This window comes from Desulfovibrio sp. An276 (genome assembly GCF_002159665.1).
GTDB lineage: Bacteria > Desulfobacterota > Desulfovibrionia > Desulfovibrionales > Desulfovibrionaceae > Desulfovibrio > Desulfovibrio faecigallinarum.
In genome coordinates this window covers 1-23165 of record NZ_NFJC01000021.1, presented here as the reverse complement: position 1 = coordinate 23165, position 23165 = coordinate 1, and the positions used below count along the sequence as shown (strand labels likewise).

Sequence of the window (23165 nt, the reverse complement as noted above, 5' to 3'; positions counted from 1 at the left end):
AAAGGACAGACAAATGCCCCAAGGCGACACTGCCCGGGACACACAGGATCCGGACAAGGCCATGCACACCATTCCAGTACGCCCTGCCAACGGCAGGAAATGTGCTGTCACCATAGGCAATTTTGACGGCGTGCACCGCGGACACCAGCTTTTGGTTGGAACGACCCTAGGCTTTTGCAAGGAATACGATCTCGACAGCGTGGTCGTGACCTTTTCGCCCCACCCAAGGGCGCTCTTTTCGGGAAAGCACATGCCGCCCCTGGCAGATTTGCAGACCAGAAGGCGTCTTTTGGGGTCTCTTGGGGTGGAATTTCTCATGGAGCTCAACTTCACACGGGAAATCGCAGCCCTGAGTCCAGAGGAATTCTACCTGGGCTACCTTGCGCCCCTCAAGATGGAAATCCTTGTGGTGGGCTACGACTTCTGCCTTGGCAAGGGCAGGAGCGGGGATTTTGCCGCACTCTCAAGGCTCGGGGAAAAGTACGGCTTTGCGGTCCACCAGGTGCCCCCTCTTCTCTTTGAGGAAGCCCCCATCAGCTCCACGCGCATACGCAAGACCATCGAGGAAGGCGATATGGTGGCAGCCCGGCACATGCTCGGCCGCCCGCATACCCTGCAGGGCATGGTTATCCACGGGGACGGCAGGGGATCCGGCCTTGGCTTTCCCACTGCCAACCTTGAGCCGGCAGAAGTGCTGCTCCCCCCGGACGGCGTCTACGCCACAAGGGTGGTGCACAGGGGACAAAGCTACCCTGCTGTCACCAACATAGGCTTCAAGCCCACCTTTGAAGGAAAGGGCAGAACCATCGAAAGCTTCCTTCTCGACTGTGACATCAATCTCTACGCAGAGCGCGTTGAAGTGCAGTTTCTGCAGCGCCTGCGCGCGGAAAAACGCTTTGCCTCTCCAAAGGAGCTCGTGGCCCAGATAGATTTGGACGTAGCCGAAGGCAGACGCATCAACCACGACTTCGAAAGGGAAGGCCGCTAGTCCTCTCTGTACCCATGGGGTACGCCCTGCCTGCACGCGCAGCAGGGAAAAGACAAAAAAGTATCGTATACAACGCGGCAAAAGCCGCAAGGAAAAACAATGCCCGTTTTGGAATTTGCCTGGGTGACAGACCCTTCAGCCTGGGCCGGCCTGGGAACGCTCATACTTATCGAAATTGTTCTGGGCATAGACAACATCGTCTTCATCTCCATTCTTTCCACCACCCTGCCCCACTCGCAGCGCAGGCACGCCTTCTTGGTCGGCCTTGGCCTTGCCCTTCTGACACGTCTTGCCCTCCTCGCTGCCGTAGCCTGGGTTGTCACCCTGACAGAGCCACTCTTCGCCTTTCTGGGTCACAACTTCTCCTGGCGCGACATCATCCTGATTGTGGGCGGCATCTTCCTGCTTCTGAAGGGCACCATGGAGATGCACGAAAGGCTTGAGGGCCAGATCTTCGATCCCACGAAGAAGGCGGAACACCACGCGGCCTTCTGGCAGGTCATAACCCAGATAGTCATCCTGGACGCCATCTTCTCCCTGGACTCTGTCATCACCTCGGTCGGCATGGTGCAGCATTTGAGCATCATGTACATTGCTGTCATCTGCGCAGTGGGCTTCATGCTCATGGCGTCAGGGCCACTTGTGAGCTTCATTGAGCGTCACCCCACAGTCATCATCCTCTGTCTGGGATTCTTGCTCATGATTGGCTTAAGCCTCATTACAGAAGGCATTGGCCTGCACATCCCCAAGGGCTACCTCTACAGCGCAATCCTCTTCTCTCTTGCCATCGAATTCTGCAACCAGTACGCCCTGCGCAACCGTCGCCGCAGGGTGAGCATGCGTGACATGCGCGAGGCAACGGCCCGCGTCATCCTGGGCCTTCTCGGCGGCAAGACCACCACGGACTCGGCCTCCATGGACGCCATGGCCCTTGGCGCTGTCACGGACGGCACGACCTTTGCTCCCGAGGAGCGCGACATGGTCGGGCGCGTCATCCGCCTTTCCGGCAGGACCGCCCGCTTTATCATGACCCCCTCCCAGAGGGCACCCTGGCTTGATGCGGACGCAGACCTTGCCGAAGCCCAGCGCTTTGCAGCGAAAACCGGCATGGCCTGGCTTCCTGTGCGCGATGCGGAAACGGACGACGTTTTGGGTGTTGTCCCTGTGGTCAGGCTTCTGGAAGCGCAGGAAAAAAATGCCTTTTCCCTGAGAGGCCTTGCCCAGCCTGCGCCCACTGTCCTTGAGCACGCCTCGCTGGCCGATGTTCTTGCGGACTACCGCAGGCAGCCCGTGCCCCTGCTCTTTGTGGTGGACGAGTACGGAAGCGTTGTCGGCCAGATCCTGCCCTCCAACCTGCTCTCTGTCCTGGCAGGCCAGATGGGCGACATGCCCACAAACCCCGATTCCTGCCGCATGCCGGACGGGTCCTGGAAGCTGCCCGGGCGCCTGAGCGTCGATATGGCCACCTCCTGGCTTGGCATAAATCTGCCCCAACAAAGCGAGTCCGCCACCCTGGCAGGCCTTATCCTCGAACAGCTGCAGCACATCCCCCAGACAGGGGAAAAGCTCCAGCTCCAGGGCTGGAACATGGAAATCACCCGCATGGACGGCAAGAGAATCGACGAGGTTCGGGCCGTGAAGGCAAGGCCGCGCTCCCTGGTCTAGGCGCACCCTCCTCTCTTGCGCAATCCGGGCTTGCACAATCCTGGCCCCTTTCCCAGATCCGCTCTTTTTGCTACATTTTTGCGGCTCAAATCAGGGGCGAGAGGCCTTTTTGCGAGTATTTCCCTGCAAAAAAGCACGACCAGCAGCCCGACAACTCACGTCTCAACCGAAAATTGTCCAAAGTACCCGTAGGTATGGCGCCCTGTACAAAATGCAGGGCGACAGCCTTCGGATGGAGGCATGTATGGAAGATCTCCGGTTCAAACGCGTCCTCATAAAGCTCAGCGGTGAAGCCCTTGCCGGCGAACAGGGTTTCGGCATCAGGCAGGAAACCGTGCAGGAAATCTGCAAGGAACTGGGCGAAGTGCTCGACTACGGCGTGCAGATGGCCCTGGTCATCGGCGGCGGCAACATCTTCCGCGGCCTCTCTGGCTCTGCCCAGGGCATGGAGCGCTCCTCCGCGGACTATATGGGCATGCTTGCCACAGTGCTCAACGCACTGGCTGTCCAGGACTATCTGGAAAAGCTCGGACACCCCACCAGAGTGCTTTCCGCCATCTCCATGCGCGAGGTCTGCGAGCCCTTCATCCGCCGCAGGGCCCTGCGCCACATGGAAAAGGGTCGCGTTGTCATCTGCGCTGCCGGCACCGGCAACCCCTACTTTACCACGGACACCACTGCTGCCCTGCGCGGCATGGAGCTTCAGTGCGACGCCATCGTGAAGGCCACCAAGGTGGACGGCATCTACGACAAGGATCCGGCAAAATACCCGGATGCAGTCAAGTTCTCCACCATCACCTTTGACGAGACCTTGAACCGCCACATTGGCGTCATGGACGCCACGGCCTTTGCCCTTTTGCGCGACAACAAGGTCCCGATCATCGTCTGCCGCATGCTCGGCGGCGACATTCTGAAGGCCGTCAAGGGCGAGTCCGTTGGCACCATAGTCACAGGCTAGGCAACAGGCAAAACGACCATATTGACAAAAACATACAAACCGACCAGGGCAGTCGCTGCCGGCTGTCTCCTGCTCGATCGTGAAGGAGAAATCCCGTGGATCTCGACGAACTGTTTCTTGATTGCGAAGACCGCATGTCCAAGGCCGGCACTTCCCTGGAAAAGGAATTTGCCAAACTGCGCACAGGCCGCGCGACTTCTGCCCTTATTGACGGCGTGAAGGCCGACTACTACGGCACCCCCACCCCCATCTCCCAGATGGCCTCCATCACTGTGCCAGACAGCCGCACCATCACCATCCAGCCCTGGGACAAGTCCGGCTTTGCCGCAGTGGAGAAGGCTATCCTGAAGTCCGATCTCGGCCTCACTCCCGTGAACGACGGCAAGATCATCCGCATCACCATCCCCGCCCTCACGGAAGAGCGCAGAAAGGAACTGGTAAAGGTGGCCCGCAAGTACTCGGAAGACGCCAAGGTGGCTGTGCGCAACGTGCGCCGCGACACCAACGACCAGCTCAAGAAGATGGAAAAGGAAAAGCTCATCTCCGAGGACGAGCGCAAGAAGAGCGAGGAAGACGTCCAGAAGCTCACCGACAAGTACGTGGGCGAGATAGACAAGATCACCTCTGCCAAGGAAAAGGAAATCCTGGAAATCTAGTTCTCTTGAAGCCCGCTTTCGGGGCAGGAAATGCGCCTGAATGCGGGCTTTTTGCCCTGGAAAACGCTTGGACACAGCAACAACAGGCAAGGCACTCATGACATCCCAGACCACCCCCACCCTTTCCCCCGAAAGTCTGCCAGGGCATCTTGCCATCATTATGGACGGCAATGGCCGCTGGGCGCAGGCAAGGGGCATGAGCCGCAGCGAAGGCCACAGGGCAGGTGCGAACACGGTGCGTGACATAGTCACCCGCTGTCGCGAGATCGGCATCCGCCATCTGACTCTCTACGCCTTTTCCAGCGAAAACTGGAATCGCCCGCAAAGCGAGGTCACAACCCTGTTCTCCATCCTGCTGGAATTCATTCAGACAGAAGTCCCGCGTATGCTGCGCGAGGGCATTTCCCTCAAGGTCTTTGGCGACATAGACGGCCTGCCACTGGCTGTGCGCACTGCCCTCAAGCTCGCCATCAAGACCACTGCCAGGGGAAGGGACATGGACTTGAACCTGGCCTTGAACTACGGCTCCAGGGGCGAGATTGTCCGGGCTGTCAAAAACATGATGGCAGATGGCCTGAAGCCGGAAGACGTCACGGAAGAGCGCATAAGCGCCTATCTGTATTCTGCCGGCCAGCCGGATCCGGATCTTGTCATCCGCACCAGTGGCGAACAGAGGCTGAGCAACTTTCTGCTCTACCAGTGCGCCTACTCGGAATTCTATTTCACCTCCAAGCCCTGGCCGGCCTTCGACAAGGAAAGCCTGGACCAAGCACTCTACGACTATGCCCACCGCCAGCGCCGCTTTGGCAAGACACAGGAGCAGGTGGACGAGCAAAAGGGCCGTGTGTAGGAGCAACATATGAGCGCCAATCACAAGACAGACATCGTTCGCATAGGCACAGGCCTTGCCATGGCAGCAGTCATCGTGGCTGCGCTGTATTTCAGGGGCTATTTCCTCCTGGGCATCATCCTTCTTGTCTGCGCCCTTGCCCTGTGGGAATTCTTCTCCATGTTCTGGGGCCCGGGCCAGCGCATCCCCTCCCGTCTGTGCGGCATAGCCCTTGGCTGGGGCATGCTCATCCTCACCTGGATGAACAGGCCGCAGGATGCCCTGGTCTGCCTTGGCGCAGGCTTTGTGCTGGCAGCCCTCATCTTCCTCTTCCGCTGGCGCGTTGTTGAGGAAGCCTTTGAGCCGAGCGGACTTTTCATGGCAGCCCTTGCCTACATTCCCCTTCTGCTTTTGCCTGCAACCTACCTTTCCACAGTGAAGCTTGTCTTCATCATCGCGGCTGTCTCCATCTCCGACACCTGCGCCTATTTCGTGGGAACGCGCTTTGGCAAACACAAGCTCTGGCCCAGCGTGAGCCCCAACAAGAGCTCCGAGGGAGCTGTGGGAAGCCTTGTTGGCTGCGTCATCTTCTGCACCATCTACGGTGCCATATTCGGCAAGGTGAACTTTTTGGCCTTTATTCCGCTGGCCATAGTCATCAACGCCTTTGCCCAGCTTGGCGACCTTTTTGAGTCCGCACTCAAGCGCTCTGCCAAGATCAAGGACAGCAGCCATCTTCTGCCCGGACACGGCGGCATTCTCGACAGGGCGGACAGCCTGCTCTTTGCCATGCCTGTGTTTGCTGTTGTCGACCAGTGGTTCTTCTTCTTTTAATGGGCAGGGGGCGCAAGGCCCCCATTTTTGAGGTTTAAGCCATGTCCAACCTGTGGCCGGGCCGCAAGGGCCCAGGCATACGCTACATCACCGACATGCCGTCTGAAGGGTGGCAAAAAAAGCCCTGTCGCTCCCTGGTCATTCTTGGTTCTACGGGAAGTATCGGGCGCAGCGCCCTTTCCATAGCGCAGGCCAATCCCGCGACCATACGCGTCCTTGGCCTTGCCTGCGCACGCAGCGTGAACCGCCTGGCAGAACAGGCGGAACAGTTCCGTCCAGACCACCTGGCTGTCCTGGACGAGGACTCCGCGGCAAACCTCAAAAAACTGTTGCCTTGCGGCTACACCCCGCACATACACGTGGGAAAGGAGGGCTACCGCACCCTGGCCTCCCTGCCAGAGGCAGACACTGTGCTCTCCTCCCAGGCCGGAACTGCCGGCCTTGCGGGAACCCTTGCGGCATCCCTGGCAGGCAAGGTCATCTGCCTTGCCAACAAGGAAAGCCTAGTGCAGGCAGGGGATCTTTTGCGCCTTGTGTGCGCGAAGACGAAGGCAAGCATCCTGCCTGTGGACAGCGAGCACTTTGCCCTCTTCGACTGCCTGTGCGGCAGGGAAGACGATGCCGAGGCGCTGGTGCTCACGGCTTCCGGAGGCCCCTTCAGGGGCAAGGGCGCCGAAGACCTTGAAAGCGTGACTCCTGCCCAGGCACTGAAGCACCCCAACTGGAACATGGGCGCAAAGATCACCATCGACAGCGCGACGCTCATGAACAAGGCCCTCGAACTCATTGAGGCCTGCCAGCTCTACGGTCTTTCCCCGGACAGGGTGCAGGTGCTTGTGCACCCCCAGTCCATTGTGCACTCCCTTGTCCTTTTCAAGGACGGCGGCCTGCTCGGACAGTTTGCCACGCCGGACATGCGCCTGCCCATAGGAAACTGCATCCTCTGGCCCAGAGTGGAAAAAAGCCACATTGCTCCCCTGTCCCTTGCAAGGATTGGCACGCTCACCTTCTCCGAGGTGGACAATGCCGTCTTTCCTGCCATAGAGCTTGCCCGCAAGGCCATGCAGGTACGCTCGGGCATGAGCATAGTGCTCAATGCCGCGGACGAGGCAGCGGTCGAGATTTTTCTGGAAGGCAAGTGCTCCTTCCCCGATATTACGCACAGCGTGGCCCAAGCCATGGAAAACCATCTCATGGAAATCCGTGCAGGTGACAAGGGCAGGCAAACGCCCTTCTGCCTCTCAGAAACCATGCTTGCCCTGGAAGGCGAGGCCCTGGCGGACGCCTGCTGGCAGATGCTTGAAACCATGGACAGGCTGCAGCAAAGGACTGCCGCCTTTGTGAGGGACTTTCTCACGGCCTAAGCCCCCGCAGGCTGGCAGATAAGACATACAGAAACGAGGTACAAGCAGGTGCTTTTGAGCATACTAGCCGTAGTCATAGTCTTTGGCGGACTCATCTTCTTTCACGAACTCGGCCATTTTTCCGTAGCCAGGGCCCTGGGCATGGGTGTTTCCACCTTTTCCCTGGGTTTTGGGCCCAAGATACTGAAAAAGAAGGTCGGCAAAACCGAATACGCCCTCTCCCTTGTCCCCCTTGGCGGCTACGTGGCCCTGGTGGGGGAAAGCCATGACGCGGAACTGCCGGACGGTTTCACAAAGGAAGAGAGCTTCAGCCTGCGCCCGGCCTGGCAGCGCCTTCTGGTTGTCCTGGCAGGCCCTGTGGCCAACATCGTTCTGGCACTCTTTTTGTGCATCGTGGTGGCCTTGGGCTGGGGTGTCACAACCCTTCTTCCCGCAGTTGGCGATGTCCAGCAGGGAACTCCTGCAGCAAGGGCAGGCCTTATGAAGGGCGATCTCGTGCTCAGCATGGACGGGGTTGCCGTGCCCTCCTGGACGGATCTTTCCGACCGCATTTCCCGGGGCAATGGCGCACCCATAGTCTTCGAGATAAGCCGCAAGGACGATACGGGCCAGGAAACGGTCTTCGAGACCACCATCACGCCAGAGCGCAACGAGCGCAAGACCATCTTCGGCGAAACGGAAATTGCCTGGCTCATTGGCATCCGCTCTGCTGGCCTCTTTGTCAACGAGGACGTGGGCCTTGTGGATGGCATCAAGGCAGGCTTTACCCAGTGCTGGAACATGCTCTCGCTGACCTGGCAGGGCTTTGTGAAACTGGTGGAAAGGGTTGTGCCAGCGGATCAGGTGGGCGGGCCCATCATGATCGCGCAGATCATTGGCGAGCAGACGGACAACGGCCTTGTGGGTCTGCTTGGCCTTGCGGCACTCATCAGCATCAACCTTGGCATCCTGAACCTTCTGCCCATACCTGTCCTTGACGGCGGAACAGCCCTCTTCTGCCTGTGGGAAATCATCTTCCGCAGACCCATCAATACCAAGGTGCTGGACTACAGCGTGCGCGTGGGCGTGGCCCTGCTCGTAGCGCTCATGATCTTTGCCACCTTCAACGACGTCATGCGCCTTGTGCGGGGATAGTCCAAAGCGCAGCAAAGAATACGGCAAGCGGGGCATGCATAAGCAATGCATGGCCCGCTTTTCATATGTGTCAGGCAAGGGACTGTCTTGCCAATGCCAAAACTTTGCGCAGATCCTTCAGTTCCATACTTTCCAACTCACTTTGCGGTTGGAGCCAATGCGCCTGATGAGCCCTGCGTCCTTCAGCCCCGCGCGCCTACCGTTTTTTTTGCGACTGCCTGGGCTCTGCCAGCTGCGACACAGTAGAGCCTGGCTCTTGCTCCAACAGGCGCAAAAATTCCTGTCCCCGATCAGTCACCTCCAAAGACCCTATTTTCCTGTTGGGAAATTCCATCCTTTTGGCAAGCCGAGCGGCTCTTCTCTTTTCTCCTCCCCCAGCTCCCGATCAAACTTGTCAGAAGGGCATCGCCTTGCGTGCCCACCCCTTTTCCCCTATTGTGCGGGGCACTTGTTTTTTTGCTGGTCCGCGCACCCTGCCCCTGGGCTGTTTTCAGACCTTTTGCAGGGACACTTCCAGGGTACCTTGCGGACCCTTCCCGGCCTTGCAACAAGCCCCGGACAGGAGAACGTGTCATGGTCAAAAAATGGAAGAAATACTCGACCGGGCTCGAACTTGTGCTCTGTTCCTGTGAGCGCGAACTTTTGTGCGTGCTCACCGATGACGAGGAGCTTGTCTTCTCCTTTGTCTGGGCTTTGCAGGACAGGGCATCCGAGCTGCTTGCGCCAACCCTGAAACAGATGTTCGATCTTTCAGGACACAGTTTTTCCGAACTGCGCCGCATAGGCTGCGTGCGCGGGCCTGGCTCCTTTACGGGCATACGCCTTGTGCTTGCCACGGCAGCAGCCTTGCGCAGGACAACAAGAGCGCAGCTTGCAGCCCTCGACTACATGCAGGCGCTTGCCACAAGCCTTGCCATGAACGAACAGCTTCTTTTCGGGCGCAAGATATGGATTGCCACCCACGCAAGAAGGGATCTGGTCCATCTGGCAGGGTACGTCTCCTACGGCCCAGTCATACCTGCGATCTGCCTTGAACCGGTGCATCTCATCTCTCCCGAAGGTGCCTGCGAGAAGCTCCAGGCAAGCCTTGAGAACGAGACAGAACAGGTGCTTTTAGCTGGCTCTGCCCTTGCCCGCCACAAGGAGCTCTTTGAAAAATTCGAGGCAAGCACGCAAGGCAGACTTGCCACACGCACCCTTGCAACACCAACCATCGACGCTTTGCGCCTGCTTGGGCGGCACGGGGACTATTTCCCGAAGGATGTGGAGCCTCTCTACATCAGGCCCTGCGACGCAGTGGACAATCTGCCTGAGCTTTCGAGGCGTATGGGTCAGGACGCGGACAGGGCGACAGCCGAGCTCGATCGCCTCTTGCACAGCGAGGTCCGCGACCTCAACGAGGAAAGGCACACAGAGGAATAGCACAGACACAAAGCACACTGCACAAAGGCCCGCGCGAGAGTGTCTCGCACGGGCCTTTCCTGTCTGCAAAAAAGTGCTTGCTTACTTTTGTTCAGGCTTTCTGGTGGCAAAGAGTGAGGCCACGATGCCGATAATCAGAACACTCAAGACAATGACCAGGGACTGATTGGGCGTGATGTCAAAGCCCACGCCAAAGATGTGGTTGCAGCCGGACAAAAGCAGCTTGGCAGTGATGAAGAAGAGCAGGACCACAACGGCCTTTTCCAGGTAGACAAGCCTGTTGCTCAAGGATTCAAGCACAAAGTACAGGCTTCTGAGCCCCAGAATGGCGAAGATCATGGCAGAGTAGATGATCAAGGGCTCGCGGCTCACGGCAATGACTGCAGGCACGGAGTCGAAGGCGAACATGACGTCGCTCACTTCAATGACTGCCAGGCAGACAAAGAGCGGGGTGACAGCGTAGGCAGCCTTCCTGCCAAGGCCGTCGAGCTTGATGTTTTCCTTCCTGGACTCTTCCTCGGCCCAGGAGCTCTTCACAAAGAAGTCATGCCCCTTGATTCTGGGCCAGACAGGGAAGATCTTGCGCACCATGCGCACGGCAATGTGGTTGGAATAGTCCTTGATTTCCTCGGTCTCGCTGCGCTTTTTGAGCATCATGACGGCCGTGTAACCGACCAGGGCCGCAAAGACCAGTTCCATGTAGGGGCCAAAGGAGAGCAGCTCCGTACCTATGGCCACAAAGATGCCGCGGAAGACAATGGCACCCAGCACACCCCAGTAGAGCACACGGTGGCGGTACTTCTCGGGCACAGAGAACCAGGAGAAGATGGCCATGATGACAAAGAGGTTGTCTACGGAAAGCACCTTTTCAAGCACATAGCCTGTGAAGAAGAGGCTTGCCATCTCGGCGCTGTGGTGGAAGTAGAGGTACAGGCCAAAGGCCACGGACAAGAGTATCCAGAAGATTGTCCAGGCGCAGGCGCTTTTCAGGGTGATGTCCTCGTCCTTTTTGTGGGCATAGAGGTCCAGGAAAAGGGAGGCGAAGACGACCACGACAAAGATGACGACTGTTTCGGTAGGAAAGCCTATGTGTTCCATGGTTGAAAGGAGCCTTGGGTCTGGCAATGCGCAATGCCAGGCTGGAGGAAGGGGATGATTGACGTATGCTGTGCTTGAATTGCCGCTGGTGTACGGCGCAGGCCGCAAGGTACAGGCTGAAGCCCTTTTTCGCAAGGTTTGTGCAGGGCTTGAGCTGCACAGGGGTCAGACTTTCCAGGGGCAGGATCCCAAAAGCCCGCTTCCTCTTGGGAGGGAAGCGGGCAGGGAGGCTTATGTTTGGAGGAGAGATGGAATGTTTCGGGAGTATCCCGTTGGTTGAGTCTTTGAGGTTATTGGGAAAGGAAAGGAGAGAAATGGCTTGCACCCAAAAACGTCACTTGGGTTGGTTGAAAGGGATAATGCACAATGCGTGCCAAAATCTGAAATTTTATGCCACAGGGGCCATGCAGGCCGTTTTTACACATCCTGCCCCGCCTGACAGTGCCTTTTTTTCACACAGGCCAGCTTCTCGCTGCATACCTTTCGCACACCCCTTGCCGCAAACTGTCTGATTTCTAGACAGGCTGGGGAAAGGGAATACTCCACATCCTGTGGTATCAGGGAAATCAGAAAGCAAAAAGTACAAGCAATCTCAAGTTATTGGCAATAACATCTCCTGTTTGGCACACATCCTGCAGATACACAGACAAAGGGGTTCAGCCAGAATCTGCCTTCACACTGCCCACAGACCTCCTCATCATCCAGACAGATTCACTCCTTCTTCCCGGTGGCTGAAGCCTCCCATGTTTCTCCTCTGGTGGCGGCGTGACTGCCCAAGGCACGCCGCCACACCCAAGACCAGAACAACGTCCGTATCCCGCAAGACGGGAACAGAGACTGCATATACAAGCCCAACCAGACATCCTGAACCAGCAAGCTTCCTCCTCACGCTTTTTCATTTCTCCCCTTTCAAGACCCGAAGACAACCTTCGGGTCTTTTCTTTTGCCTGCAGGGCTGCCCCGAACCAGTCCTTGAGGCGGTGTCTTTGGGCCTTTTCTGTCCTGTGGACAGAGCGGCCAATAGTTGGCAAAAAACGTCCTGAACCAACAAACCGAACATCCGATATCGGGGCCCACTTGCGGATGCTTGTGGCGTGCGCAAGGGCCCTGCTTCCAAGGAGATTCTCTTGAATACGGAATTTACACTTGTCGAAGAGCGCAGCATGGCCGAGGTCAACGGCACTGCCCGTTTCTACAGGCACAATGCCACAGGCGCCCAGATAGTGTCCGTCACCAACGACGACGAAAACAAGGTCTTTGGCGTGACCTTCCGCACTCCGCCCAAGAACAGCACGGGTGTTGCCCACATTCTCGAACACTCCGTCCTGTGCGGGTCGAAAAAATATCCCACCAAGGAACCCTTCCTTGTTCTTCTGCAAAGCTCCCTGCAGAGCTTCCTCAACGCCTTCACCTTCCCGGACAAGACCTGCTACCCAGTAGCCAGTGCCAATCTGCAGGACTTCTACAATCTGATCGACGTCTACATCGACGCTGTCTTTCACCCCATCATCAGCGAAAACATCTTCCGCCAGGAAGGCTGGCACCTGGAAGCAGAGACCAGCGACGGTCCCTGGCTCTACAAGGGCGTAGTCTACAACGAGATGAAGGGTGTCTACTCCTCTCCAGACTCACGTTTGAGCGAGGAAAGCCAGCACGCCATCTTCCCGGACACCCTCTACAGTCTGGACAGCGGCGGCCGCCCGGACGAAATTCCCTCGCTCAGCTACGAGGAATTCAGGGACTTCCACAGCCGCTACTACCATCCCTCCAACTCCCGCTTCTTCTTCTGGGGAGACGATCCGGAAGAAGAGCGCCTGGCAATAGTGGCAAGGGCCCTTGCCGGCAAGGGGCACTGCGACGTGGATTCTTCCATTTCCCTCCAGCCGGCCTTTGCGGCCCCGACCCGCGTGACAAGGGCCTATCCTGCAGAAAAGGGCGCAAAGTGCCTCTTTACCGTGAACTGGCTCACAGGCAAGCGCGGGGATCTGGAACGCACGCTGACCTTGGAGATGCTGCAGCACATTCTGGAAGGCATGCCAGGCTCGCCCCTGCGCCGCGCGCTCATAAGCTCGGGCCTTGGCGAGGACACCACTGGCGACGGCCTGCAGATGGATCTTGCCCAGACAAGCTATTCCACTGGCCTCAAGGGTGTGGCCGAAGAAGATCTTCCAAGGGCCGAAGAGCTCATATTCTCGACACTGAAGGAGCTGGCCGAGAAGGGCATAGACAAATCCCTTGTTGAAGCAGCAGTGAACACTGTTGAGTTCAGCTACCGCGAGAGCAATACCGGAAACTTTCCGCAGGGCCTTGCCGCCATGCTGCAGTGCCTTGCCACCTGGCTCTACGACGAAAATCCCCTGGACTCCCTGGCATGGGAAAAGCCCCTTGCAAGCATCAAGGAGCGCCTTGCCAAGGGAGATCCCGTCTTCGAGGAAGCCATCCGCACTCTCTTCCTTGAAAACCCCAGTCGCGCCACAGTCGTCCTGACCCCGGACGAGGGCCTTGCCGCGCGCATCGAGGAAGAGGAAGCAGCACGCGTGAGTGCGGCACAGGCAGCCATGAGCCTCAAGGAGCGCGAAGAGGTTGTGCGCATAACAAGGGAGCTTCAAAAGGCGCAGGCAACCCCGGACACACCCGAGGCTCTCGCCTCCATCCCAAGCCTTGGCCTTGGGGATCTGCCCAGCCACAACAGGCTGACCCAGCGTGCCATACAGGAAACTTCCGACTTTACCATGGTAGGCCACGAGCTTCCCACCCGCGGCGTGGCCTACATGAATCTTCTCATTCCCCTGCCAAAACTCCCGGTGCGGCTTGTTCCCTCCTTAAGCCTCTTTTTGCGCACCTTCAGGGATGTGGGCACAGCCAGGCGCGACTACACCGAACTTGGCGCGCTCATTGCCGCCAAGACCGGCGGCCTTGGCGCAAGCCTCACCATGGTGAACCACACGGACGGGAACTTGCGCTGCTACCTGAACCTGACAGGCAAGGCCGTAAGCTCCAAGGTGCAGGACCTTTTCGACATCCTGAACGAAATCCTGCTGGAGCCCATTAAGGACAAAGACGTGCTTTCCCAGCGCCTCAAGGAAATGCTCCTCGAGGACAAGGCAGGCCTTGAGCAGGATCTGGTGGCTTCCGGCCACAAGGCGGCCTCCACGCGCGTGCTCACGCACTTTTCGCCAGCAGCTGTCATTGGCGAGGCCATGGATGGCATACACTATCTCAACACCCTGCGCTCACGCCTCGACAACTGGGACACTGCCCTGCCCCAGCTTCTCGAGGATCTTGATGAATTGCGCAGACTCCTTGTGGTGGCACGCCCGGGGGTTGTGCACTGCGTGGGAAGTACTGACGATATGGAAAACGTGGCCCGTCTTGCCGAACATGTCTGGCACGCCCTGCCAGGCGGAGCAAGGGTGGACGGAACCCAGTGCATTTCGCTTGCGGCACCAGTGGGCGCAGAGGTCTTCGCAACGCCGAGCCAGGTGAACTACGTTGCCAAGGGCTGCAATCTGAAGGCTCTTGGCTACAGCTACCACGGCTCGGCAGCTGTCATCATGCGCCACCTTGCACGCAGCTACCTCTGGGAACAGGTCCGCGTCCTTGGCGGTGCCTACGGTGCCTTCTGCTCGCTCGACAGGACGAGCGGCAACTTTGTCTGCTCAAGCTACCGCGATCCCAATGTGGAAAAGACCGTTGCGGTATACGACTCCATGGCTGACTACCTTGCCGGCATCTCCCTCACAAGGGGAGATCTGACAAGGGCCATTGTGGGCACAATAGGCGATCTGGATCTTTACCGCCTGCCCGAAGCCCGCGGCGCCTACTCCCTTGGCCGCTGGCTTGCCGGTGAAAGCGACGAGGCCCTGCAAGCCTTGCGCGAGGAAATCCTTTCCACTACCAACGACGATTTCCGTGCCTTTGCGCCCATCCTCAAGGAGGCAGCGAGCAAGGGCGAAACTTGCGTCATAGGCGGAGCCAACGCAGCGCGCGCAGCCGAAGAAAAGGGCTGGCGCTGCACGCAGCTTCTCTAATCCTTCCTTTTTGAAAAGACTTGCGCGGCACGAGGCTTTCTCCCGTGCCGCGCCCTGTTTTTGCCCCAAACTGGTCCATCTCGCCATGCAGGAAAAACCCGTCTTTCGCTGGGCAGCCCCCTCCTGGGTTGTGCCAGGATCCGTTTCCCAAAACTGCAGCTTTCTCCAAGGCAAGGCCCCCGAGGTTGCACTGTGCCTTTTCGAGACTAGTGCCTGCCTTGCCTACGGGCCTGAGGATCTGCCCGAGGCACCCCGTGATCTGGCCTTTCATGCGCACCTTCCCCTGGATCTGCCCTGGGAAAAGGACCTTGCGCCCGGCATGAACGCAAAAGATACAGGCAAAAGGACAGCCCAAATTTGCCTTGAGCTGTATGCACAAGTTGCGCACCTTGCCCCCTGGTGCGTGGTCCTGCACCCGCCAAAAGACATGGCTGCGGCCCCTGCCATGCTTGAAGCCTTTTTCGGGGTCTGGCGCGAGGGGTGTGCCTGCCCTGTGCTTTTAGAAAACACAAGATACTGCAATACGGCTCATATTCCGGGGGCTTGCCTTGATCCTGCAAGCCTGGGCGCAGACGGCCTTTGTCTGGACCTTGGACACCTTCTGCGCTACCATCAAAAGGATCTGCTAAAGCCGTGTCTGCTTGCCAAAGCGGCCATGGTGCACTGGAATCTGGCGGATTCAGCGGGCAGGCATCTGCCACTCACTGCCATGAGCAAGGAAGAGGAAGGCCTTTTGGGCCATGTCATGGAGCACGTCCCTGCGTCTGCCGTGCATGTGCTGGAAATCTTCGACTGGCAGGGTGTCGAGGCAAGCCTTGCTATCGTGCAGGATTTGTGGCGCAGGGTGCACGACAAGCTCGCCTAAAAGACGCGCCTTTCCCATTTCCCCAAAAACGTCTCCCAAGACGTCTCCCCGAACGGTCCGGCTGCCCGGACAAGGCAACACAATGGCTCAACGAGGAAAGATCCTGCAGGCTTTGAAGGACTGGCTCAAGACCGTGAACAGGAATCAGCGCTGGTGCATTCTCATCAACGCCGACCCGGACGCCATGGGCTCTGCAGCGGCCCTGAAACGCATCATGGCAAGCCGCACAAGCGCAGACATGTACCGCATCAACGAAATTACAAGGCCGGACAATCTGGCCATGCTGCGCTACCTGCACCTCAACATTCCCATGTGGGAGGAGAGCCTCAAGGAAAAGTACACCCACTTTGCCATTGTGGACAGCCAGCCCCATCACTCGAAGGCCTTTGCAGACATTCCCTTCTCGGTCATCGTGGACCACCATCCTGCACCGCGAGCTGAATGCCAGCCGGACTTTCAGCCGCAGTTTGTGGACATACGCCCCCACATAGGTGCCACCTGCACCATCTTCTGCTCCTACCTGCGTGGCCTTGGCCTGCGTCCAAGCCCCACACTCGCTACAGCCATGACGCTTGGCATACGCACGGACACGGCCCTTTTCGAGCGTGGCGGCGGCAAGGACGACCTCGATGCTTACCAGTGGCTCTCGGGCAAGGCAAACCAGCAGCTCCTGCGCCGCATCATACGCAGCGAATATTTGCGCAACTGGCTCCCCCTCTTTGCCAGGGCCTTCCGCAACCTCTCCGAATGCAGGGGCTCCGGCGCCCACGCCTGGGTGGGAGACGTCACCAACGCAGACCTTCTGGTTGCCATTGCGGACTTCTTCACCCGCGTGCACGGGCTCAAGTGGATAGCAGTCAGCGGCCTTGTGCTCAAGAAGACCGTTGTCGTCATCTTCCGCGGGGACGGCAGCAGGGACATAGGAAGGCTTGCGGACGCCTGCTTTTACGACGTGGGCACTGCCGGCGGCCACCGCACCCTTGGCAGGGCAGAGTTTCCCTTCGAGAATGTCCCCGAGGGCAAGAGCTGCATGGAATTTGTCCAGGAAAGGCTGCAGAAAAGAAAGCTCAGACCGCGCGCCAGAGACAAGTGATGAGTGGCTTTTGGGGCCTTTGGGGAAAGGAGCATTCCCCTTGTGCGTGAAAAAAATCCCGCACTCCCTTGACAAGAACAGGCCTTTGGACGTATGCACTTGCTGCAAACTTCAATGGAAGTTTGCCAACTATTTTTTCGTATCGGGACGAACATGAACGCTGCTTCCACCACAATCTCCTCCGCAAACATGGCCGGCATGTGCTGGTTTTACTTTGCGTACTTTAGAAGAGCCTGTGGTCGGGAGCTCGGCTGACGCCCCAAGAAAACTGAGCTCAACAAGGCCGCAGGCTTATCTTTCAAGCCGGCGGCCTTTTTCTTTTGCCGCCGGAAAACCACGCAGATTTCATCCCGCATGAAGCAGGGAAAGGAGCAGTCCAATGTACTTCGGCAAACAAATCCGCCTCGAACGCATCATCAACCGCAACAACGGCCGCACCATCATCGTTCCCATGGACCACGGTGTTTCCATGGGCGCAGTCCCCGGTCTCATGGACATGAAGGAAACCGTCAACGACATGGCCCAGGGCGGTGCAGACGCAGTGCTCATGCACAAGGGGCTTATCCGCTGCTCCTACAGAAGGGCTGGCTCTGACATCGGCCTCATTGTCCATTTGTCCGCCTCCACCGACCTTTCTCCCCAGTGCAACTACAAGGCCCTGGTCTCCTCCGTTGAGGAAGGCATCCGCCACGGCGCTGACTGCGTGTCCATCCATGTAAACCTTGGCGACCCCAACGAGGAAAAGATGCTCGCCGACTTCGGCCGCGTTGCCGAAGCCTGCGACAACTGGGGCATGCCTCTGCTCGCCATGATGTACGGCCGCGGACCCAAGATCAAGAATTCCTACGCTCCCGAAGTCGTGGCCCACTGCGCCCGCGTGGGTGTCGAGCTTGGCGCAGACATCGTCAAGGTGAGCTACACCGGCGACATGTCCAGCTTCGCCGACGTTGTTGCCTCCTGCTGCGTGCCCGTGGTCATTGCCGGCGGCCCCCGCATGGAATCCACCCGCGACGTGCTCAACATGGTCCACGACAGCCTGAAGGCCGGCGGTTCCGGTCTCTCCATGGGCCGCAATGTCTTCGCCCATCCGAGGCGCGTACAGATGGTCCGCGCCCTGCGCGCTCTCGTGCACGAGGACGCAGACGTCGAAACCGCACTCAAGATCGTGGGAGAATAGCTCCAATGGCACAGATTCTTTTCAAGGCCATCCCCTACTCCAAGGAAGACGTCACCCTGGCCCTGGAGTCCGGCGTCGACGCAGTCATTGTGCCTGCCAAAGAGGTCGAGCTTGTGTCCGGCCTCTCCCGCTGCAAGGTCCTTGCTGCCGAGGATGTGCCAAGCATTGCCCTCACGCAGAAGGAAGACGAGGCAACCTATCTTGAGGCTGCAAAAAAGGGCCTTGCCACCCTTGCCCCTGGCTGGGAAATCATCCCTGTCGAAAACCTCCTGGCCCAGAGCGATGCGGTCTATGCCGAGGTGAGAAGCCTCAAGGAAGCAGAGCTTGCTTCCGGCATTCTCGAGCGCGGTGTTACCGGCATTGTGGTCCTGCCGGAGGCATTGGCCGACTTGAAGGCCATTGTTGCCAACTGCAAGATCTGCCTCGAAAACGAGTGCCTTTGCGAGGCAGAGGTAACTGCAGTCGAGCAGGCTGGCCTTGGGCACAGGGTGTGCTGCGACACCATTGCCATGCTGCGCCGCGGCCAGGGCATGCTGGTGGGCAATTCCTCGGACTTCACCTTCCTTGTGCATGCTGAAACCGAGCACAACGAATACGTGGCAGCCCGTCCCTTTCGGATCAACGCTGGTGCAGTGCACGCCTACACAAGACTTCCCCACGACAAGACCTGCTATCTTGAGGAGCTCAAGGCTGGCCGTGAGGTCCAGATCGTGGACCAGGACGGCAAGACCATGATCACCACCGTCGGTCGGGTCAAGATTGAGGTGCGCCCCATGCTCCTTGTCAAGGCAAAGGTGCAGACACCCGAGGGCGAAAAGCAGGGCGCAGTTTTCCTGCAGAACGCAGAGACCATCCGCCTCACTGCTCCTGGCGGAAGACCTGTCAGCGTTGTGACCTTAAAGCCCGGAGACAAGATACTCTGCCGCATCGACGAGGCAGGCAGGCACTTCGGCATGCGCATCAAGGAAGAGATCGCCGAGGTTTAACTTCATGGCACAGCAAGAATCTGCCCCCGCCCTGTCCAGGGAAGAACTCTTGTCCAGGACCAGGGCCCGCATCGACGAGATCGACTCAAGACTTCTGGATCTCTTGAACGAGCGCTCGACTTTGAGCAGGGAGGTTGGCCGCATCAAGGCCGACGACAAGAGCTCCATCTTCAAGCCCCAGCGTGAGCAGGAAATCCTGGAGCGCCTGTGCGCGCGAAACACGGGTCCCTTGCCCGAATCTGCCCTTCGCTCCATCTGGCGGGAGATCATGTCCTCCTCAAGGGCCCTGCAGCGCCCCCTACGGGTCGCCTACCTTGGGCCAGAGGGAACCTTCTCCTACTTCGCAGGCCTGGAATTTCTGGGCCACAGCGCAAGGTACCGCGCCTGCGTGGACCTGCCGGCTGTCTTCGAGGAAGTGAACGCCACCACCTGCGATCTCGGCATAGTGCCACTGGAAAACTCCCTGCAGGGAACCGTGGGCATAAGCTTTGACCTCTTTTTGAAGTTCCCTGTGGTCATCCAGGCAGAGCTTTTCTCGCGCATCTCCCACTGCCTTTTGAGCCGCGAAGAAAGCTTTTCGGACATCAAGACTGTCTACTCCCACCCCCAGCCCCTTGCCCAGTGCGCCTTCTGGCTGCGGGCCCATTTGCCCGGAGCGGCACTCATTCCTGCAGAAAGCACTGCAGCTGCTGCCCGCAAGGCAGCCGAGACACCGCATGCAGCCTCCATCGGCAACGGCAGCCTCGCCAACCTTATCGGCATGAACGTCCTTGCCAAGCGCATCGAGGACTCTCCCGGCAACTGGACGCGCTTTGTGGTCATTGCCCGCGAGGGCGAACAAAACAGGCTCGGAAGCCTGCCCCTGAACAAGAAGCCTTTGACAAGCGGCCACAAGACCTCCATTCTCTTCACCCTTGCCGACAAGCCTGGCTCCCTTTCCTCCGTGCTGACGCTCTTTGCCAAGAACGGCATCAACATGCGCAAGCTGGAATCGCGTCCCCTGCTCGGAGAGCGGTGGAAGTACGTCTTCTTCGTGGACGTGGAAGAGGATCTTATGCGCGAGGAATTCAGGGCACCTGTCCAGGAGCTGAGCGATATGTGCAACACCTTCCGCATCCTGGGCTCCTATGCCACAGGCCCGCAGCTCGACCGCGTCTGGGAGCCTGAAGACAGCGTAGACGACTAGGGGCCTCCTCTCTCTTCGCTTCCGACCATTGTCTTGTCCTGCGGACTCCCCCGACCAGTCAGTGCCAGCCCCAACAAGGAATGCCCTGTATGGCCGGGGGAGCCCGGTGTTCGACCAGAAAGATATTTTCAAAGGACCCTTTTTCAATGATTGAAGTAACAGCTCCTGCATCCAAGTCCTTCAGCCACCGCTATCTCATAGCTGCGGCCCTTGCCAGCGGGACAAGCACCATACACAACGTTCTGGACAGCAACGACACCACCTGCACAAGGGAAATCCTTTCCCTGGCAGGGGCAAGATTCACTCCCCTTGCCGGCGGAAGCTGGCAGGTGCAGGGGACAATGGGCAAGCTCCTAGGTGGCAAGACAGAGCCTCTTTCCTGCTACGTGCACGAGTCCGGGACGACCTGCCGCCTTCTGACTGCGGTCCTTGCCTCGGGCAAGGGCAATTTCCGCATACACGGGGCACCGCGCATGCACGAGCGTCCCATGGGCTTTCTTGTGAATGCCCTGCGCGCCCTTGGCTGCGACATTGTCTGCGAGGAAAGGGAAGGCTTTGCGCCTTTGCAGATCCGCACCCGCGGCATTAGGGCAAACAACCTTCCTGCCCAGGAACACGTAGGCATGCATGCCCTGGCAGTGAGCATGGACGAGTCGAGCCAGTACTTTTCCGGCCTTTTGCTGGCAAGCCCCCAGGCAGAGGAAATGATAACCCTGGTCCTTGGCGGAAGCCACGTGGTCTCCTGGCCCTATATCGGCCTCACCCTGCAGTGCATGCACGACTTTGGCGTCAAGTTCCTGGTCGAGACAAGGGAGCATGTGGACGACGACTGGCTTGCAGCGGACTGGCGCACCTTGAGTCACGTCGAGCCCATGTGCCTGCGCGTCAAGGTTCAGCCCGGTCCCTACAGGGCAGGCGACTTCTATGTGGAAGGCGACTGGTCCGGGGCATCCTACCTTGTCGCTGCCGGAGCCCTTGGCAGGCAGGCCACGCGCGTCAAGGGCGTTCGCACAGACTCCCTGCAGGGCGATCGCGCCCTTATCAACATCATCCAGGACATGGGCGCCAAGCTAACGAGCTCGGACAATGGCATCACCATCACTCCCACCCCCCTGCACGGCGTTGACGTGGACATGTCCCAGTGCCCGGATCTTGTGCCCACAGTTGCCGTTTTGGCAGCCTTTGCCAATGGCACAACGCGCATCTCCAACGTGGCCCATCTGCGCATCAAGGAAACGGACCGCATCAAGGCTCCTGCCAATGCATTAAGAAGCATTGGCGTCAAGGTGGAGGAAAAGGAGGACGGGCTTGTCATTGAAGGCATGGGCAGCGATGTGCGCCTGAATCTCCAGGGCAAGCGCTTTGCAACCAGCAACGATCACCGCATGGCCATGAGCCAGGCGCTCTTTGCCCTGAAGGCCAATGACGTGCGCGCACCGGAAATGTTCCGCCTCATGGACGATCCCAAGGTGGTCAACAAGTCCTTCCCGGATTTTTGGAAAACATTCGAGGCTTTCGTCGATGACTAGCACCAATGCCTGTTCCGCCCTGCTTGCGCCCTCAAGCGTGGTCATCGTGGGCTGCTTCGGGCGCATGGGGGGGATGCTCTTTCGCGAGGCAGGATCAAAAGGGTACGGAGTGCGTGGCATAGACAAGCCCTTTGACGATCTTGAGCCCCTCTCACGGGCAAGCCTCGTCATTGTCTGCATTCCCGCAGCCTTTTTCGAACAGACCCTGCACAGGCTCTGCCCGCACATGAGAGAGGACGCCATTCTCTGCGACATCACCTCGGTCAAGGTGGCGCCCATGCAGCAGATGGAAAACATCTGGCAGGGGAGCATCGTGGGAACCCATCCCCTCTTCGGGCCTCAGCACGGCATGGACGAGGATCTGCCCATAGCCCTTGTGCGCGGCAAAAACTGTACAAACACGGCCTTCGAGCTTGTCCGGGACTTCTTTGTCTCCCTGGGTTACCGCGCCTTTGCCACGGATGCGGACACACACGACAAGGCCATGGCCCGCATCCAGAACATGAACTTCATCACCTCCCTTGCCTACTGCGCACAGACAGCGGACGACGAGACTCTGAAGGAGTTCATCACCCCCTCCTTCAGGCGCCGCCTCAACGCGGCAAAGAAGCTTCTGACAGAGGACGGAGCCATGTTTGCCGGCCTTTTCGACTCAAATCCCTACAGCATGCAGGCAGTGCGCCAGTTCTCGAAGCTCTTGAGCCTGGCCTCTGCAGGAGACATAGACCTGCTTTTGAACAAGGCACAGCGCTGGTGGAAGGACGATCACGCCCGTGCAGGCAACTGAAGACTTTTCTCTTTCCTTCCCTTTTGGCCCCCGTTACGGGGGCTTTTTTTGCTCTTCTTGCGCACCAGGAAGCCCCAGGAAGCCTCAAAGCACAGTGTCGGGAGCCCTTTCGCACAGGTTCACGAAAATGGCAATCATCCCTCCTTGCTCGTCTCTTGCGAATTTTGGGCAAGAAAAAGCCCTCCCTGTCCTTGAAGGAATCCGGGGGGAAGTTCTACATATTGCGCACAAAACAAGGCCAACTCAAGCAAGGAGAGAACAAAATGGAAATCATACAAGGCAAGAGCTTTGACGAGGAGCGCGCACTCTACGGCAAACAACACCTGCATCTCATAGACTGCGCCTTCACAGGCGAGGCTGACGGCGAGAGTGCCGTGAAGGAATGCAGCGACGTGATTGCCGAAAACTGCCTGTGCAACCTGCGCTACCCCTTCTGGCACGTGCACGGACTTGTCTTGACATCCTCCCCCGCCTAAAGGCGGAGGATTCCCAGCGGAAACAAGCTAGCTTGATCCCTGGGCGGGTTCCGCTTCAACGAGGCAAGGAGCCTCTCCACAGGCTGT

The 23165-nt window shown here is 58.5% G+C and carries 19 protein-coding genes; 18 read left to right on the top strand and 1 reads right to left on the bottom strand.

Annotation, left to right across the window (positions count from 1 at the left end):
• Nucleotides 1–13 precede the first annotated feature (13 nt).
• The 9 genes from B5F76_RS09415 to tsaB all read left to right on the top strand — a co-directional run bounded on the left by B5F76_RS09415 (nucleotide 14) and on the right by tsaB (nucleotide 9850).
• On the top strand, nucleotides 14–988 hold the full coding sequence (locus B5F76_RS09415) for a bifunctional riboflavin kinase/FAD synthetase (RefSeq protein ID WP_239407012.1): 975 nt from the start codon (nucleotides 14–16) through the stop codon (nucleotides 986–988).
• A gap of 99 nt (nucleotides 989–1087) precedes the next feature.
• Nucleotides 1088–2653, top strand: coding sequence for a TerC family protein (locus B5F76_RS09410; RefSeq protein WP_087353663.1), 1566 nt, complete (start codon nucleotides 1088–1090; stop codon nucleotides 2651–2653).
• A gap of 244 nt (nucleotides 2654–2897) precedes the next feature.
• Complete coding sequence (gene pyrH, locus B5F76_RS09405; RefSeq protein WP_087353661.1) at nucleotides 2898–3611, top strand: UMP kinase; 714 nt, start codon at nucleotides 2898–2900, stop codon at nucleotides 3609–3611.
• 134 nt (nucleotides 3612–3745) lie between these two features.
• Nucleotides 3746–4267, top strand: coding sequence for a ribosome recycling factor (gene frr, locus B5F76_RS09400; protein ID WP_446717633.1), 522 nt, complete (start codon nucleotides 3746–3748; stop codon nucleotides 4265–4267).
• Between the two features lie 97 nt (nucleotides 4268–4364).
• The gene (locus B5F76_RS09395; protein ID WP_087353741.1) at nucleotides 4365–5117 is read left to right on the top strand and encodes an isoprenyl transferase; all 753 of its coding nucleotides are present in this window, start codon (nucleotides 4365–4367) and stop codon (nucleotides 5115–5117) included.
• Between the two features lie 9 nt (nucleotides 5118–5126).
• The gene (locus B5F76_RS09390) at nucleotides 5127–5930 is read left to right on the top strand and encodes a phosphatidate cytidylyltransferase (protein WP_087353654.1); all 804 of its coding nucleotides are present in this window, start codon (nucleotides 5127–5129) and stop codon (nucleotides 5928–5930) included.
• A 41-nt stretch (nucleotides 5931–5971) separates the two neighbouring features.
• Nucleotides 5972–7294: a 1-deoxy-D-xylulose-5-phosphate reductoisomerase gene (dxr, locus tag B5F76_RS09385; RefSeq protein WP_087353650.1), complete on the top strand. Its 1323-nt coding sequence runs from the start codon at nucleotides 5972–5974 to the stop codon at nucleotides 7292–7294.
• Nucleotides 7295–7342: 48 nt separating this feature from the next.
• Nucleotides 7343–8428 (top strand): RIP metalloprotease RseP, encoded by a 1086-nt coding sequence (gene rseP / locus B5F76_RS09380; RefSeq protein WP_087353647.1) that lies wholly within the window; start codon nucleotides 7343–7345, stop codon nucleotides 8426–8428.
• A 573-nt stretch (nucleotides 8429–9001) separates the two neighbouring features.
• Complete coding sequence (gene tsaB / locus B5F76_RS09375; RefSeq protein ID WP_087353643.1) at nucleotides 9002–9850, top strand: tRNA (adenosine(37)-N6)-threonylcarbamoyltransferase complex dimerization subunit type 1 TsaB; 849 nt, start codon at nucleotides 9002–9004, stop codon at nucleotides 9848–9850.
• Between the two features lie 81 nt (nucleotides 9851–9931).
• Here the strand turns inward: tsaB and B5F76_RS09370 are convergent, their stop codons facing one another.
• Nucleotides 9932–10948 carry a TerC/Alx family metal homeostasis membrane protein gene (locus B5F76_RS09370; RefSeq protein ID WP_087353640.1) on the bottom strand — a complete coding sequence of 339 codons (1017 nt, stop codon included), beginning with the start codon at nucleotides 10946–10948 and terminating at the stop codon, nucleotides 9932–9934.
• Nucleotides 10949–12075: 1127 nt separating this feature from the next.
• Here B5F76_RS09370 and B5F76_RS09360 point away from each other — a divergent pair.
• From B5F76_RS09360 to B5F76_RS09320, 9 genes are all read left to right on the top strand, one after another.
• Nucleotides 12076–14979 (top strand): insulinase family protein, encoded by a 2904-nt coding sequence (locus B5F76_RS09360; protein ID WP_342633807.1) that lies wholly within the window; start codon nucleotides 12076–12078, stop codon nucleotides 14977–14979.
• A gap of 85 nt (nucleotides 14980–15064) precedes the next feature.
• On the top strand, nucleotides 15065–15844 hold the full coding sequence (cbiR, locus tag B5F76_RS09355; RefSeq protein WP_144268449.1) for a cobamide remodeling phosphodiesterase CbiR: 780 nt from the start codon (nucleotides 15065–15067) through the stop codon (nucleotides 15842–15844).
• An 82-nt stretch (nucleotides 15845–15926) separates the two neighbouring features.
• Entirely contained in the window at nucleotides 15927–16937 is a 1011-nt protein-coding gene (locus B5F76_RS09350) for a DHH family phosphoesterase (protein ID WP_087353630.1), read from the top strand.
• A gap of 379 nt (nucleotides 16938–17316) precedes the next feature.
• Nucleotides 17317–18114, top strand: a complete 798-nt coding sequence (locus tag B5F76_RS09345; RefSeq protein ID WP_087353627.1) for a 2-amino-3,7-dideoxy-D-threo-hept-6-ulosonate synthase — start codon at nucleotides 17317–17319, stop codon at nucleotides 18112–18114.
• Nucleotides 18115–18119: 5 nt separating this feature from the next.
• Nucleotides 18120–19100: a 3-dehydroquinate synthase II family protein gene (locus B5F76_RS09340; RefSeq protein WP_087353625.1), complete on the top strand. Its 981-nt coding sequence runs from the start codon at nucleotides 18120–18122 to the stop codon at nucleotides 19098–19100.
• Between the two features lie 4 nt (nucleotides 19101–19104).
• Entirely contained in the window at nucleotides 19105–20286 is a 1182-nt protein-coding gene (pheA, locus tag B5F76_RS09335) for a prephenate dehydratase (protein WP_087353623.1), read from the top strand.
• A 146-nt stretch (nucleotides 20287–20432) separates the two neighbouring features.
• Entirely contained in the window at nucleotides 20433–21815 is a 1383-nt protein-coding gene (locus B5F76_RS09330; RefSeq protein WP_087353620.1) for a 3-phosphoshikimate 1-carboxyvinyltransferase, read from the top strand.
• Nucleotides 21808–22602: a prephenate dehydrogenase/arogenate dehydrogenase family protein gene (locus tag B5F76_RS09325; RefSeq protein ID WP_087353617.1), complete on the top strand. Its 795-nt coding sequence runs from the start codon at nucleotides 21808–21810 to the stop codon at nucleotides 22600–22602. The genes B5F76_RS09330 and B5F76_RS09325 overlap by 8 nt, the downstream gene beginning before the upstream one ends.
• A gap of 263 nt (nucleotides 22603–22865) precedes the next feature.
• Complete coding sequence (locus B5F76_RS09320; protein ID WP_087353614.1) at nucleotides 22866–23078, top strand: DUF3737 family protein; 213 nt, start codon at nucleotides 22866–22868, stop codon at nucleotides 23076–23078.
• Nucleotides 23079–23165: the final 87 nt, after the last annotated feature.

Coding starts and splice junctions, on each gene's coding strand:
- B5F76_RS09330 (WP_087353620.1), top strand. CDS start 20,433: ATGATTGAAGTAACAGCTCCTGCATCCAAGTCCTTCAGCCACCGCTAT.
- B5F76_RS09390 (WP_087353654.1), top strand. CDS start 5,127: ATGAGCGCCAATCACAAGACAGACATCGTTCGCATAGGCACAGGCCTT.
- B5F76_RS09340 (WP_087353625.1), top strand. CDS start 18,120: ATGGCACAGATTCTTTTCAAGGCCATCCCCTACTCCAAGGAAGACGTC.
- pheA (WP_087353623.1), top strand. CDS start 19,105: ATGGCACAGCAAGAATCTGCCCCCGCCCTGTCCAGGGAAGAACTCTTG.
- B5F76_RS09395 (WP_087353741.1), top strand. CDS start 4,365: ATGACATCCCAGACCACCCCCACCCTTTCCCCCGAAAGTCTGCCAGGG.
- B5F76_RS09345 (WP_087353627.1), top strand. CDS start 17,317: ATGTACTTCGGCAAACAAATCCGCCTCGAACGCATCATCAACCGCAAC.
- frr (WP_446717633.1), top strand. CDS start 3,746: ATGTCCAAGGCCGGCACTTCCCTGGAAAAGGAATTTGCCAAACTGCGC.
- B5F76_RS09325 (WP_087353617.1), top strand. CDS start 21,808: ATGACTAGCACCAATGCCTGTTCCGCCCTGCTTGCGCCCTCAAGCGTG.
- B5F76_RS09370 (WP_087353640.1), bottom strand. CDS start 10,948: ATGGAACACATAGGCTTTCCTACCGAAACAGTCGTCATCTTTGTCGTG.
- pyrH (WP_087353661.1), top strand. CDS start 2,898: ATGGAAGATCTCCGGTTCAAACGCGTCCTCATAAAGCTCAGCGGTGAA.
- B5F76_RS09415 (WP_239407012.1), top strand. CDS start 14: ATGCCCCAAGGCGACACTGCCCGGGACACACAGGATCCGGACAAGGCC.
- tsaB (WP_087353643.1), top strand. CDS start 9,002: ATGGTCAAAAAATGGAAGAAATACTCGACCGGGCTCGAACTTGTGCTC.
- B5F76_RS09410 (WP_087353663.1), top strand. CDS start 1,088: ATGCCCGTTTTGGAATTTGCCTGGGTGACAGACCCTTCAGCCTGGGCC.
- dxr (WP_087353650.1), top strand. CDS start 5,972: ATGTCCAACCTGTGGCCGGGCCGCAAGGGCCCAGGCATACGCTACATC.
- cbiR (WP_144268449.1), top strand. CDS start 15,065: ATGCAGGAAAAACCCGTCTTTCGCTGGGCAGCCCCCTCCTGGGTTGTG.
- B5F76_RS09350 (WP_087353630.1), top strand. CDS start 15,927: ATGGCTCAACGAGGAAAGATCCTGCAGGCTTTGAAGGACTGGCTCAAG.
- B5F76_RS09320 (WP_087353614.1), top strand. CDS start 22,866: ATGGAAATCATACAAGGCAAGAGCTTTGACGAGGAGCGCGCACTCTAC.